General features: G+C 37.6%; 18 protein-coding genes. All 18 read left to right on the top strand.

Annotated features, from left to right (window positions below; all coding sequences use genetic code 11):
• Positions 1-5: 5 nt before the first annotated feature.
• The 18 genes from POD11_RS08100 to cmk all read left to right on the top strand — a co-directional run bounded on the left by POD11_RS08100 (position 6) and on the right by cmk (position 13736).
• Positions 6-434: an ExbD/TolR family protein gene (locus POD11_RS08100; RefSeq protein ID WP_016141204.1), complete on the top strand. Its 429-nt coding sequence runs from the start codon at positions 6-8 to the stop codon at positions 432-434.
• Positions 431-2158, top strand: coding sequence for a lipid A export permease/ATP-binding protein MsbA (msbA, locus tag POD11_RS08095; RefSeq protein ID WP_262456891.1), 1728 nt, complete (start codon positions 431-433; stop codon positions 2156-2158). Before POD11_RS08100 ends, msbA begins: the two co-directional genes overlap by 4 nt.
• 2 nt (positions 2159-2160) lie before the next feature.
• Positions 2161-3171: a tetraacyldisaccharide 4'-kinase gene (gene lpxK / locus POD11_RS08090; protein WP_262456890.1), complete on the top strand. Its 1011-nt coding sequence runs from the start codon at positions 2161-2163 to the stop codon at positions 3169-3171.
• Between the two features lie 9 nt (positions 3172-3180).
• Entirely contained in the window at positions 3181-3942 is a 762-nt protein-coding gene (kdsB, locus tag POD11_RS08085) for a 3-deoxy-manno-octulosonate cytidylyltransferase (protein WP_016141201.1), read from the top strand.
• Positions 3943-3955: 13 nt separating this feature from the next.
• Complete coding sequence (locus POD11_RS08080) at positions 3956-4936, top strand: DNA polymerase III subunit delta' (protein ID WP_239968336.1); 981 nt, start codon at positions 3956-3958, stop codon at positions 4934-4936.
• 10 nt (positions 4937-4946) lie between these two features.
• Complete coding sequence (locus tag POD11_RS08075; protein ID WP_025470317.1) at positions 4947-5288, top strand: PilZ domain-containing protein; 342 nt, start codon at positions 4947-4949, stop codon at positions 5286-5288.
• A gap of 17 nt (positions 5289-5305) precedes the next feature.
• A complete protein-coding gene (locus tag POD11_RS08070; RefSeq protein ID WP_224991778.1) occupies positions 5306-6079 on the top strand; it encodes a TatD family hydrolase in 774 nt (257 codons plus the stop codon).
• 36 nt (positions 6080-6115) lie between these two features.
• Positions 6116-6724, top strand: coding sequence for a TetR/AcrR family transcriptional regulator (locus POD11_RS08065; protein ID WP_016141197.1), 609 nt, complete (start codon positions 6116-6118; stop codon positions 6722-6724).
• 6 nt (positions 6725-6730) lie between these two features.
• Complete coding sequence (locus POD11_RS08060; RefSeq protein WP_239976061.1) at positions 6731-7282, top strand: type II secretion system protein; 552 nt, start codon at positions 6731-6733, stop codon at positions 7280-7282.
• Positions 7272-7652, top strand: a complete 381-nt coding sequence (gene gspI / locus POD11_RS08055) for a type II secretion system minor pseudopilin GspI (RefSeq protein ID WP_005069533.1) — start codon at positions 7272-7274, stop codon at positions 7650-7652. The genes POD11_RS08060 and gspI overlap by 11 nt, the downstream gene beginning before the upstream one ends.
• A complete protein-coding gene (gspJ, locus tag POD11_RS08050; protein WP_262456889.1) occupies positions 7652-8353 on the top strand; it encodes a type II secretion system minor pseudopilin GspJ in 702 nt (233 codons plus the stop codon). The genes gspI and gspJ overlap by 1 nt, the downstream gene beginning before the upstream one ends.
• 1 nt (position 8354) lies before the next feature.
• Positions 8355-9314 carry a type II secretion system minor pseudopilin GspK gene (gene gspK, locus POD11_RS08045; RefSeq protein ID WP_262456888.1) on the top strand — a complete coding sequence of 320 codons (960 nt, stop codon included), beginning with the start codon at positions 8355-8357 and terminating at the stop codon, positions 9312-9314.
• Between the two features lie 228 nt (positions 9315-9542).
• Complete coding sequence (locus POD11_RS08040) at positions 9543-10139, top strand: 6-pyruvoyl trahydropterin synthase family protein (RefSeq protein WP_016141192.1); 597 nt, start codon at positions 9543-9545, stop codon at positions 10137-10139.
• Between the two features lie 52 nt (positions 10140-10191).
• Complete coding sequence (gene ung, locus POD11_RS08035; RefSeq protein ID WP_016141191.1) at positions 10192-10905, top strand: uracil-DNA glycosylase; 714 nt, start codon at positions 10192-10194, stop codon at positions 10903-10905.
• A complete protein-coding gene (locus POD11_RS08030) occupies positions 10902-12026 on the top strand; it encodes an enoyl-CoA hydratase/isomerase family protein (protein ID WP_080649467.1) in 1125 nt (374 codons plus the stop codon). The genes ung and POD11_RS08030 overlap by 4 nt, the downstream gene beginning before the upstream one ends.
• A 4-nt stretch (positions 12027-12030) precedes the next feature.
• Positions 12031-12534: a tRNA adenosine(34) deaminase TadA gene (gene tadA, locus POD11_RS08025; RefSeq protein WP_224991782.1), complete on the top strand. Its 504-nt coding sequence runs from the start codon at positions 12031-12033 to the stop codon at positions 12532-12534.
• Between the two features lie 70 nt (positions 12535-12604).
• The gene (locus tag POD11_RS08020) at positions 12605-13045 is read left to right on the top strand and encodes an SRPBCC family protein (protein ID WP_239968327.1); all 441 of its coding nucleotides are present in this window, start codon (positions 12605-12607) and stop codon (positions 13043-13045) included.
• A 10-nt stretch (positions 13046-13055) separates the two neighbouring features.
• The gene (gene cmk / locus POD11_RS08015; RefSeq protein WP_016141187.1) at positions 13056-13736 is read left to right on the top strand and encodes a (d)CMP kinase; all 681 of its coding nucleotides are present in this window, start codon (positions 13056-13058) and stop codon (positions 13734-13736) included.
• Positions 13737-13786: the final 50 nt, after the last annotated feature.

Raw genomic sequence — 13786 nt, 5'->3', positions numbered from 1 at the left:
ACCAGATGAAATTTAAACGTTCTCAGGTCGAAGACATTCATATCAATTTAACGCCCATGATTGATTGTTTGCTGTTCATTTTGGTTTTTTTATTACTTTCGACTACTTTTAATCAGCCAAGTCGCATTAATTTAACATTACCAGATGCACAAGGTGTTCCACCAAAACAGTACGATCAGAAAATTGAAGTCGTGGTAGACTCTGCTGGTCATTATGCTGTAAATGGTCAGGCACTTTCGTCTAAAGAGGTTGCTGATCTGAGTACTGCGATTAAGCAAGTTGCTCAAGAGCGCCGTGATTTTATGTTCATCATTGCTGCGGATGCTAAAGCGTCTCATCAGGATGTAATTCGCGTTATGGATGTAGCAGGACAACTCGGTTTTGTTAACATCAATATTAGTACCAAAGTTCCTTCTAGAGGTTTTTCTGAGTGAATCAAGATTTTAAGGTTTATTTGCGTCTCATTGCCTATTTAAAACCTTATTGGGGCGTGGCCTTATTAGTTCTTATCGGGTTCGGTATTAACTCAGCAACAGAAGTTTCCGTTGCTAAATTGATTAAATTTATTATTGATGCAATCCAACACAGTAGCAGAGCTGATTTGGATTGGTTCCCATTATTAATCATTTTATTAGTTTTTTTCCGTGGTTTAGGCCTTTTTATGGGCGGTTACTATACTGCGGTGATTTCACGTAGTCTGGTTTTTAGTATTCGACAAGAAGTTTATGCCAAGCTTTTAAGATTACCTGCACAATATTACTTAGATAATTCATCTGGTCATATTACTGCCAAGATTATGTATAACGTTGAGCAGCTAACAGCAGCTTCTTCGGAATCATTAAGAACCATCGTTAGGGATGGAATGATTACCCTTGGGCTATTAGGTTATCTGTTTTATACCAATTGGCGCCTTACGTTATGTATTTTTGTATTTTTACCAGTCATTGGCATATTGGTACGTAAAGCCTCAAAACGAATGCGAAAGCTTTCTTTACAAGTCCAAGATACGATGGGCGATGTGAACCATGTTGTCCAAGAAAGTATTAATGGTAATGCGGTAGTAAAAAGTTTTGCAGGTGAGGAATCTGAACAAGCACGATTCTATAAGTCATCGGAAGAAAACTTAAAGCGTGGTCTGAAGATGGTAATTGTGCAAAACCTGAATAGTCCAGTGGTTCAGGTGGTGATGGCTTGTGCTATGGCCCTTATTGTATGGTTAGCTTTACGTCCACAAATTTTGGGTAGTACGAGTGCTGGTGAGTTTGTAGCTTACATTACAGCAGCTGGTTTGTTAGCAAAGCCAGTTAAAAACTTGACTGATGTTAATGAAAAGTTACAACGCGGTTTAGCGGCAGCTCACTCTGTTTTTGAATTATTAGATTTGCCTGAAGAGCAAAATAATGGTCATTTAAAACCTAAATTAAATGGTGCGATTCGTTTTGATCATGTGGCATTAAATTATGCTGATGGCGTACAAGCAATTAAAGATTTCTCTCTAGATATTCTTCCTGGTCAAACTGTAGCGTTAGTTGGTCGTTCAGGTGCTGGTAAAAGCTCATTGGTTAACATGTTGGTACGTTTTCAAGAGGTATCAAGTGGGCAAATTTATTTAGATGGTGTGCCAATTAATGACATTGATCTTTCTTGTCTGCGTACACAAATCGCAATGGTAAATCAGCAAGTTGTATTGTTTAACCGTACTGTTCGTGAAAATATTGCTTATGGTCAGTTGCAGAGTGCCTCAGATGAGGAAATTTATGCTGCTGCAAAAGCTGCATATGCACATGACTTTATTATGAATTTACCAAATGGTTATGATACTGTCTTGGGTGCACAAGGCCTAAACTTATCAGGTGGACAACGTCAGCGAATTGCTATTGCTCGAGCTATTTTAAAGAATGCTCCAATTTTAATTTTAGATGAAGCTACAAGCGCTTTAGATAATGAATCTGAACATTTTATTCAGCAAGCATTTGATGAAGCGATGCAAGACCGTACAACTATTGTTATTGCTCACCGTTTATCAACAATTGAAAATGCTGATCGTATTGTAGTGATGGATCAAGGGCAAATTGTTGAACAAGGTACTCACCAAGAACTCCTCACAAAACATGGTGCTTATTATCAATTACATCAACGTAATTTCGAGGATAACTAAGCATGTCATTAGCCCAGTTGATCCAAAATGCATGGAATAAGCAATCAAGTTGGTTGGTTGCTTTACGTCCATTATCTTGCTTGTATCGTGCTGGGTTTCTATTCAATCGTAATCTTTATCATTCAGGTTTTAAGTCGGTTTATAAAGCACCCGTGCCTGTGATGGTTATAGGTAATATTACAGTGGGAGGTAGTGGGAAGACTCCATTATTAATACAACTGGTGAATTATCTACAGCAGCATAATGTAAAAGTTGGGGTAATTAGTCGGGGGTACGGGGGTAGTGGTCCTTTTCCCATGTTAGTTACCTCAGGTGCACAAGTCGCTCAGGTTGGAGATGAGCCTGCATTAATTGTTCAGGCTACAAGTGTGCCAATGGCGGTGGGTCCTAATCGGCAGGCTGCAATAGAGCTATTGCTTAAGTCATCACAAATAGATTTGATTATCAGTGATGATGGGCTACAGCATTGGGCATTAGGACGGCAAATAGAGTGGATTGTACTCGATCAAAATCGTGGTCTAGGTAATAAAAAATTATTACCTGAAGGCTATCTACGCGAACCTGTTGAGCGTTTAGAAACAGGAACGGTGATTGAGCATACTTATAAACCTGCTACAGAATTAAATATGCACCTCGAGGTAGGACAGCCATATTTACTCAATCCTTTGTCTAGTTCTAAACCCAATTTCAATCCTGAGAATAGTTATCACGCTCTAGTCGGTATTGGCTTTCCTCAACGCTTTTATCAAACACTTAAAGATTTGGGCCTGAAACAATTTCAAGAACACGCATTTCGTGACCATCATGATTACACAATTAATGATTTGATTTTTAATGATGACCTGCCGCTTGTTACAACTGAAAAAGATGCGGTTAAATTATTAGCATTACTTGAAAAGCATCCTGAATTTAAACAGTCTATTTGGGTGGTTCCTGTTAAAGCCGTCCTGTCTCCACAGTGTTATCAGGTTTTAAAACAGCAATTGCAAGAACTTGATATTCAATTATCTTAGGTAGAAAAAATGAAACACATCGTCATTCCAGCACGCTTCTCAAGTTCGCGTTTGCCAGGTAAACCATTGTTGCTTATTCATAACCGTCCTATGATTTTACGTGTAGTGGATCAGGCAAAAAAAGTCGAAGGTTTTGATGATCTGTGTGTGGCAACAGATGACGAGCGTATTGCTGAGATTTGCCGTGCAGATGGAGTTGATGTGGTTCTTACGAGTCCGGATCATCCTTCAGGAACAGACCGTTTAAGTGAAGTTGCTCGTATTAAAGGCTGGGATGCAGACGATATTATTGTAAATGTTCAAGGTGATGAACCTTTGTTGCCAGCTCAACTTGTCCAACAAGTTGCGAAACTTTTGGTAGATAAACCAAATTGTTCAATGTCTACGTTGTGTGAGCCGATTCATACCTTAGATGAGTTTCAGCGGGACAGTATTGTAAAAGTAGTCATGTCTAAACAAAATGAAGCATTATATTTTAGCCGTGCAACTATTCCTTATGATCGAGATGGGGCTAAGCATGCTGAACCGACTTTACATACACAAGCATTTCGTCATTTAGGTTTGTATGCTTATCGAGTGAACTTATTACAAGAATATGTAACATGGGATATGGGTAAACTTGAAAAGCTTGAGAGTCTTGAACAATTACGTGTTTTAGAAAATGGTCATCGAATTGCAATCGCTGTAGCCGAAGCAAATTTACCACCTGGTGTGGATACACAAGCTGATCTTGATCGCTTAAATAATATGCCTGTTGAATCTTTTGAATAAGCGTTAATTTTTAATGAATCCGAATGTAACTTCAAAGGTTTATCCTTGGCAGCAAACAACATGGGATACCTTGACTACAAGGTTTCCCAATATTGGCCATGGTCTCTTATTTTACGGCAAGCAAGGGTGTGGGAAACATGCTTTTGCTAAGCATTTTTTAGCATGGGTGCTTTGTTTAAATAAGCAGGCGCAAGGCCCTTGTGGGGAATGTAGCAGTTGCCAATGGCTAAAATCAGACACTCATCCCAATTATGTTCATATCACAACGGATGAAGAAAATAAAAAGCAGAATGCAAAAATTAAAATAGAAAAGATACGTGACTTACTACCTTTCGTACAACAAACGGGAGAAGGTTGGCGCGTTATTGTGATTGAACCTGCTGAGGCGCTTAATTTGGCATCCTCAAATGCTTTACTAAAGACTTTAGAAGAGCCGGGGGAGCGTGTTGTTTTAATTTTATTGGCTGATCACTACCTTAAATTACCTGCCACTATTCGTAGCCGTTTACAGCATTTTGCTTTGGATCGTATCTCCTACGAGCAAGCTACATCCTATTTGAATGAACATTTATCTGAGATTGCAGAAGTACAACCAGATTTATTACTTGGTTTATCCAATGATATGCCTTTACAAGCAATAGAAATTGCTAAAAGTGACTGGTTTGCGAAAAGGCAGATTTTCTTAAATGACTGGCTTAAGATTGTTGCTCAAAAAGATATGCCTCTATTTTTCTCTGGCAAATGGCAAAAAGAATTAAGTTTTAGTGATTTTATAATGCTTTTTGAATACTTGTTGGGTGATTTAATTTGTGTCAAGCTAAATCAACCACAGAAAAATACTGATTTAGATTTTGATCAGTTAAGCTCATATTATGATTTAGAAAGCTTATTTAATATTTATAATGAATTACAACAAGCAAAAAAGCTTGTTGAGCAAAATGTACAAAGTCAACTAATTATAGATCAGTTGTTTATAACGTTAATGAATATCTAAGGGGAAGATGATGCAGCCGCAAATGGGGGGGATTATTCAGGTAAATATTCCTGATAAAGCTACTTTACAAGCAAGTTATATGGGGTATGTGCAAGGTGGAGGTCTATTCGTACCATCAAAACAAAAGGTAAAGATGGGACAAGAAATTTTCATTTTGGCAACTTTGCCTGAGCAGTCTCAAAAAATTCCTCTAACAGGTAAAGTAATCTGGATCTCCCATAAGCAAAGTGGATTTAAACCTCAAGGTTTTGCTATTCAGTTGAGTGGAGATAAGGGAATTTACTATAAAAACGAGGCAGAACGAGTTTTGGCTGGTAGTATGTCTCTAGACCGCCCAAGTTATACCATGTAATTAAATAGGAAAGAAAAGTGTTTGTTGATACGCATTGCCATTTAACGATGTTGGATTTAACGCCTTATAACGGTGATCTGGATCTTGCGCTTGCAGCAGCGCGAGCAGAAGGAGTGTCTAAGTTTATGGCAATTTCCGTAGATCTAGATGACCATATTGCACTAGCAGAAATTGCAAAAAAACATGAAGACGTTGGTTATACGGTCGGCGTACATCCTTGTGAAGATGTAGATACTATGGCACGCGCAACAACCGAATATTTAGTTGACTTAGCTCAATCAGAAAAAGTATGGGCTTTAGGTGAAACTGGACTGGATTATTATCACAGTACAGATTTTATTGAGGAGCAAAAGGCATGTTTTGCAAGACATATCCAAGCTTCAAAAATTGTAAAAAAACCAGTTGTCGTTCATACCCGTTCAGCAAAGCATGATACGGTAGATATTATTCGTGCTGAACACTCAACACATGGAATTCTGCATTGTTTTACTGAGGATTGGGAAACGGCTAAAGCTGTGCTGGATTGTGGTTATTATATTTCTTTTTCCGGCATTGTGTCATTTAAGAACGCGCAAGATCTAAGAGATGTAGCTAAGCAGGTTCCCCTAGATCGTCTTTTAATTGAAACAGATAGTCCATATTTAGCCCCTGTTCCATATCGTGGTAAAACAAATGAGCCAAAATATGTGCCTTATGTAGCCAAAGCGCTCAGTGATGTATATGATAAATCGGTTGAGGAAATTGCAATGATCACCTCACAAAATTTTGAGAACTTGTTAAAAGCAATTTAGGTTATAGAAACTATATAAGAGAGTAATTGCGTGAAGATGGATCGTCAGGCTCAGTTCCGAGCAAGAGAAGTATTAATATTTCAGGTTGCGGAACAATTATTGCTAGAAAATGGCGAAGCTGGAATGACACTTGATGTCCTGGCTGCTGAGCTTGATTTAGCAAAAGGAACTTTGTACAAACACTTTCAAAGTAAAGATGAGTTGTACATGCTGTTGATTATTCGTAATGAGCGTATGTTACTTGAAATGGTTCAAGATACTGAAAAGGCCTTTCCAGAACATTTAGCTTTTTTTATGTTGCACCATTTACATCATCCTGAGCGAACAGTTTTATTTCACCAAATTGAAGAAAAACTCTCAATCACTGCTCAAGGTGTCCATCATCTTTTTCATGAGCTTTATCAGGTCCGTAAACAGCGATTGCGAATTATCATTCGTATGACAGATCATTATTTAGAATCTATTCAAAGTAATATGACAACTCGTGATTATTTGGCTTCTATTTGGTCATTAACTCATGGTGCAGCAGCTATTCTCAATTCAAGTTTTTACCAACGGTATTTAGGTTCAAGAGACACTTTGAGAGTGGCTTATATTGATCAGGCATTAGCCTTACCTAAACAAGCTGTTGAGCAATATGCTTAGGTCGATATGAAAACTCAATCACCTAAATCCCAAAAAGGTTTTACGCTTATTGAAGTGATGGTGGTGATTGTTATTATGACGATTATGACTTCACTCGTCGTACTTAACATTGGTGGGGTTGACCAAAAGAAAGCAATGCAAGCAAGAGAGCTATTTTTGCTTGATATACATAAAATTGGTAAAGAGTCGCTTGATCAATCTCGTGTTCTAGCTTTATCCACTCTCAGCGAAACCGACGTTTCACCATTTTCTTATGAACTGTATGAATATCACGACCAGAGTAAATTACAGGTTCAAGATATAAAAAATCGCTGGCAAAAATATTCAGAATTTACTACGCGGCAACTGCCTAAACATGTATCGTTTACAGTACAACCTTTAGATACGCAAAACTATTCAAAAGCTACGAATACCGATTTAATTGGAGGGCAAGCTCCTCAGTTAATCTGGTTTGGCAATGGTGAAGCTAAAACCGTTAAAATCCAGTTCTACTTTGAGCAAAAACCAATTGGTTCAGAAATACAAATTGATCATTTGGGTAAAATAAATGAAATCTAAAGGCTTTACTCTATTAGAAGTGATGGTTGCTTTAGCAATTTTTGCAGTGGCGGCTGTCGCGTTAACTAAAGTAGCCATGCAATATACTCAATCTACCTCAAATGCAATTCTTAGAACAAAAGCACAGTTTGTTGCAATGAATGAAGTTGCTTTAATGGAAATAAATCAGGAATGGCTCGAAGGTACACAAAGTAAGCAAGTGACTTCTCAAGGCGAGACTTGGCAGATTGATAAATCTGCGCAATCTACAATTAGTCCAAATGTTCAAAAAGTAGATGTACAAGTTAGTTTATATGATTCTGATAAGGGGAAAGTTCAAAATGGTATTACTCACTTGGTATTTTTTAATTACCCAATGAAAGCGAAATAATGATAAAAAATAAATATTTTTGCTCTCAAAGCACAGCTCCTCGTCTTGCGGCACGATCGAGCAGTGCTCGATTAATTCGTGCCTCAGGATTTACTTTAGTTGAGCTTTTAGTTTCGATTGCAATTTTTGCTATTTTGTCTCTGTTGGGTTGGAAGGTTTTTGATTATTTACTAAAGGTCCGAGATCGTAATACTCAACATGAAGTGCAGTTGTTTGAATTACAAGATGCTTATCAACAAGTTTTGCGCGATACGTTGCAGATTATACCTTTGTCAGCAAATCAAGGCGGGCAATTACATCCAGCTCTAGAGCTTAATAATCAAGTTCTTCGTTTTAGTAAGGCAGGTGTTACTGACCCTTTAAAGCAAGGATTATCACCTTTTGAGCGTATTGAATATCAATATGACCCTGACCAAAAAAAGCTTTATCGTCTTAAATATAGTAATTTAAATACTTCAAATAGAGAGCAGCCCCTATCAAGTACACTGTTGAGCCAAGTTGAACAATTTCAAATTATGGTGTTGACACCGCAAGAAGTGACAAAGTGGCCAGAAATTAATCTTGACCCTACAAAACCTGAAGAATTTAGAAAGTTACCGAAAGGTATAAAAATACAACTCACGGTTGCAGGTGTAAGTTATGAGTGGGTTTATAGTTTGAATCAAGGGGTTTCATCGCTCTCCAAAGAAGGAGGAGGGTGATATGTTGCACTATAAAAAAAATCAGCAAGGTGTAGCGTTACTCACAATTTTGATAATGGTTGCTTTAGCTACAATTTTAGCTGCCTCTATCGCAAAGCATCAAACTAATACCATGGAAAATACGGGTTATTTGATGCGTCAAAATCAGTCATTACTTTATGCAAAAAGTGCAGAAGCTTTTTTTTCTGAGTTATTAATTCAAGATACTAATAATGTTGGTGGTATTGATCATTTAAAGGAAAGCTGGGCACAACCGATGCCACCTTTCCCAATAGAAGATGGAATCGTATCGGGACGTTTACTAGATGAATCAGGTAAATTTAATCTGAACAATTTAACGACCAATGAAGGTACGGTAAACGAAGCTGCTAAAAACTGGTTTGAGCGGTTGCTTGTGCGTGTGGGTTTGCCGGCAGAGTTAAGCCAAGCAGTTATTGATTGGCAAGATTCAGATGACGAACCATCTGGACCTATGGGAGCAGAAAGTAACTATTATGAAGGCCTTGATCCTGGCTATTTGGCTTCAAATGCTAAATTTCATCGTATTGAAGAGTTGAAGTCGGTAAGAGGTTTTGAAGGGAAAAAATATGATTTAATTGCCCCATACATATCGGCATTACCTGAAAATACAAAAGTGAATATTAATACTGCATCACCATTAGTATTAGCGAGTATTGATCAAAAATTAGATTTAGGGACTATAGAAAAAGAACTTCAATCACGCCAACAAAATTTAAAATTCTTTCAAAATATTGATGAATTATGGCAATTGAATGCTTTTTCAGCAGTTGATACACAAAAGAAAACTGAAGTTAATAGCCTTTTAGATGTGAAGTCGAGCTTTTTTCAGGCACAAATTGAGGTTGTGTTGAATAATAGAAAAAGACAGTTTACAAGTGCACTAATGCGCAGCGATAAGCAGGTTTATGTATATTCTAGAAATATGGCGCCTTTTAACTAATTGAAAATTTATGAGTTATTCGTCTTTGGTGGAATATCGATGTTTGTAATTATAAATTTTTCTCGGGTACATATTGGAATAAATCTAAATTTTTTATATGCGTAGCTTCAATGTTTCTTCACAAGTCTTATCATACTTTTTGCTAATTGTTTCTAATTGAAAAGTGGTGCGAAATTTTCGTCTTTTGCTTTATAATAATGTTCTTAGAAGGAATGATCGATTTGGCACATGTTAATTCGTAAGTTATTTAAGTTTGAAAATGCACATGTTGTACGTAACTGTACATCGGATCGTTGTAAGCGATCAATTCATGGACATAGCTATAAAGTTGAATTATTGCTTAAAGCTTCGAAATTAGATCATGGGCAAATGGTTTATGATTTTGGACTCCTAAAGGGAGTAATCAAAGATCTTTTCGATAGCTTTGACCATGCAATCTGTTTTTGGGAAAAAGATGATCCCCAATATATTGATGCATGCCAGACTTTTAGTGCTCGTTGGATTTCTTTACCAGTTTCACCGTCGGCTGAACAGTTTTCACGTATATTCTTTTATCTAGCTCAGCAAGTTTTGCAATCAACAGTCACTCAAAATGGGGAAGGTGATGTTGAAGTATATTCTGTTATTGTTCATGAGACTGATACTGGATATGCTCAAAGCTTTATTGAAGATATTCAAAACGAACAAATGGGTATTTTAAGTCTCGATAGAATTGTTTTTTCAGAACAAATTCAGATAGAGTGGGCAAATCCACGCATGTATGAAGACTTGAAAACAGGGATTAAATTTAATAATCCTCAAGTTGATTTACAAGTCGAAGTATAAATCGAATTACTTACATAGTTGTAGAATTGAAAATTGATCTAGGATGACATTAATGCAATTAACTGAGCAGCAGCAAGATAAACTCAGTAAAGTTCAATTAGAAGAAAGTTGGAAAAGATCTTTAGCACCTTTTCTATTAAGTCCTCAGATGGATAACTTGCGCGATTTCTTATTTCAACAGAAACAAGCTCAAAAAATAATATATCCACCGAGTAAGCAAATTTTTAATGCTTTAAATACAACACCATTGGCTGAAGTGAAAGTTGTGATTTTAGGGCAAGACCCATATCACGGTCCAAATCAAGCCAATGGATTAAGTTTCTCTGTTCAAAAAGGTATTGCATTACCGCCATCTTTACGCAATATTTTTCATGAATTACATACAGATTTAGGTATTCCAGCTCCTCGCCATGGCGACTTAACAAAATGGGCTAAACAAGGTGTACTCTTGCTCAATAGCGTACTTACAGTTGAAGCTGGACAGCCGACTTCGCATCAAAAGCAGGGTTGGGAAGCCTTTACTGATGAAGTTATTGATGTTTTAAATGAGCAAAGAGAACATGTAGTATTTATTTTGTGGGGTGCTTATGCGCAGCGCAAAGGACAACGTATAAATAGAGATAAACACTTGGTTTTAACAGCCGCTCATCCATCACCTCTTGCTGCAAATAGAGGGGGGTTTTTCGGGTGCAAAGTGTTTTCAAAAACAAATCAATATTTGAAACAACATGGCATTGAGCCCATAGACTGGCAATTGGACGCATGATGAACTCTCCCAATGTAAATAACTATCACCCGGACTTGGTGGTTGAAGAAGCAAAAAATGGCTGGCGTATAGTACGTTTGAATCGTCCTAAATCATTACATGCTTTAGATGAATCAATCGTAACGGCATTATTGCGTGTATTTGAAGATTTCCGTGATGATGAGCGTGTTAAAGCAATTTGGTTAGACTCAACTACACCAAAAGCTTTTTGTGCAGGTGGCGACGTTAGAAAATTACGTCAACTTGTTATAAATCAAGAAGTAGATACTGCAAATAAGTTCTTCCAACAGGAATATGCTTTAGATCTACTCTTACATAATTATGCTAAACCAGTCGTTGTTTGGGGTGAAGGCTATGTGATGGGCGGTGGTTTAGGCTTGTTTATGGCTGCGCCATTTCGTCTAGTAACACCATATTCACGCTTAGCAATGCCTGAAATTAATATTGGTTTATATCCAGATGTTGGGGCGAGCCGTTTCTTGGCTGATCGTGGTCCAATAGGTTTGTTTACCGGTTTAACTGGTTCAATCATGACCGCAGCCGGAGCATATAGCATCGGTTGGGCAACACATATTTGTGAAGCACAGCGTGATAATGTTTTGCAAAAAGTTTTAAATATTAATTGGGCTCATTATCCTGCAGGGGATTTTAGAGCAATTGATGATACTTTAAATAGCTTGCACCGTCCTGTTGCAGCAGGTCCATTGCAAAACTCACTTGATGTAATTCATAGCGTTTGCCGTGGTTTCAATTTTGAACAAGATTATCAAGCGATTGTTAGTTTGCGTGATGCGAGTAGCGATTGGTTACGCCAAGCGAGTGAAAACTTGCAAAAAGGTTCTCCTAGTACAGCGGCAATTACTTGGTTGCTATGGCAATGGGGCAAACAAATACATTCATGGGATGAGGTCTTTGATTTAGAAGCTCAGATTTCTGAGTGGAAAATACGTCATCCTGACTTTGTGGAAGGTGTTCGTGCGCGCTTGGTGGATAAAGACTTATCACCAGAATGGAAGCAATGTGATGATCTAAGCCTAAGAGGTATTTTGGCTGATTGTCCACCGGTCACTTCAATAGATAGCTGGAATGCCTTACTTAGACAGCATGGTGTGATCACCTAAAATAATGACTGAATATAGTGATGAATACTGGATGCAGCTTGCTTACGAGCAAGCTGAATTAGCTGCTCAACAGGGAGAGATTCCAGTTGGAGCTGTTTTGGTGAGTGAAAATCGAGTGATTGGAGCAGGTTATAATGCTCCCATTACTTTGTTAGATCCAACTGCACATGCAGAAATTCAAGCTATTCGGGCAGCATGTTCCTCATTAGAAAATTATCGATTACCTGAAGATACAACTTTATATGTCACTCTTGAACCGTGCACGATGTGTGTAGGTGCATTAGTACATGCGAGAATCAAACATGTAGTTTTTGGCACACCCGAACCTAAAGCAGGTTCCTTGGTAAGTGCACGCCAGTTATTGCAGCAAGGTTATTATAATCACAGGTTTACATTTCAGAATGGCTGTCTGCAAGAAAAATGTGCTCAGCAACTTAGTCATTTTTTTAAACAAAGACGTGAGCAAAAGAGACAAGAGAAACTACAAAAAACGTCCTTAAATGATTAAAAAATAACATGCGCTTATGGCAAACTAACGCGGTTTTAATGCCATGATTCTATTTAATAAGGACTATTCAATGCGTAATGTAATTACCGTAAAAAAAGAATTTAATGCCCCTCTTAGTGATGTATTTAATTTGCTCTCTAAGCATTCAACTTATAATACTGCTTTTGCACCTTTACAAGTTGTGCGTGTAAAAGACTCGGCTGATTCTAAAAGACCTGATGGTTTAGGCTCAGTTCGACGCATGGGCTTTGGTCCAATCAAGCCCCTTAAAGAAGAAATTACATTGCTTGAAGAAAATAAAAGTATTGAATATAAATTAATAGATAATCCTTTGATTAAACATCATTTAGGTAGAATCGAGTTTTCTGAAATTACCCCATATATTACTTTAGTTACATACCGCATCGAGTTAACGGCAAAAGCGCCAGTGGTAAGTAAATTAATCCTTGCACAGCTAAAACTAGCCATTACACTAGGCTTTTCGAGATTAGCTAAAGCAGTTGCTTCTTAGTGAGAGTTCAATGACAGTTCAAATTATTACTATTGATGGTCCGAGTGGTTCGGGTAAAGGAACATTGGCTGCAAAACTTGCAGCACATTATCAATATCATTTACTTGATTCGGGTGCGTTATATCGTTTGTTAGGGTTGTCATTACATAAACACGATTTATTAGAGAAATTAGATAGTCAGCTTGATGAATGTATTCAATATGCACGTCAACTTGATATTAAATTTGAGACTTCTGCATCAGGGATTTTGGTTTTCTTGGATGGCGAAGATGTATCTCAAACAATTCGTACAGAACGAGTTGGTGAGTACGCATCAAAAGTTGCAGTGGTTCCAGAGCTTAGACAGGCGTTATTTGAAAGACAAAGAGCTTTTGCGCAAAATCCTGGTTTAGTTGCAGATGGCCGTGATATGGCAACATCTATCTTTCCTGAAGCAAATGCTAAAATTTATCTGACAGCTTCGGCTGAATCGCGTGCTGAGCGAAGAGTAAAACAGTTGCAGGGTATGGGGCTAGATGCTAAAATAAACGACATTTTAGCTAATATACAGGCGCGTGACAAAAGAGATATGGAGCGAGAAGTTGCTCCGCTCAAGCCAGCCAAAGATGCTTATATCATTGATAGTTCGGAATTAACGATCGATCAGGTATTTAAGTTAATGGTTGATTATGTCGATAGCCGTACTATTTAGTAAATAGAATTATCAGTTGAAGCATAGCTTGATCAGTCTATAAAGACTAT

Source organism: Acinetobacter sp. P1(2023), assembly GCF_028367635.1.
Lineage (GTDB): Bacteria > Pseudomonadota > Gammaproteobacteria > Pseudomonadales > Moraxellaceae > Acinetobacter > Acinetobacter pittii_E.
The sequence above is the reverse complement of the archived record's forward strand: the minus strand, read 5'-3'. Positions and strand labels throughout refer to the sequence as shown.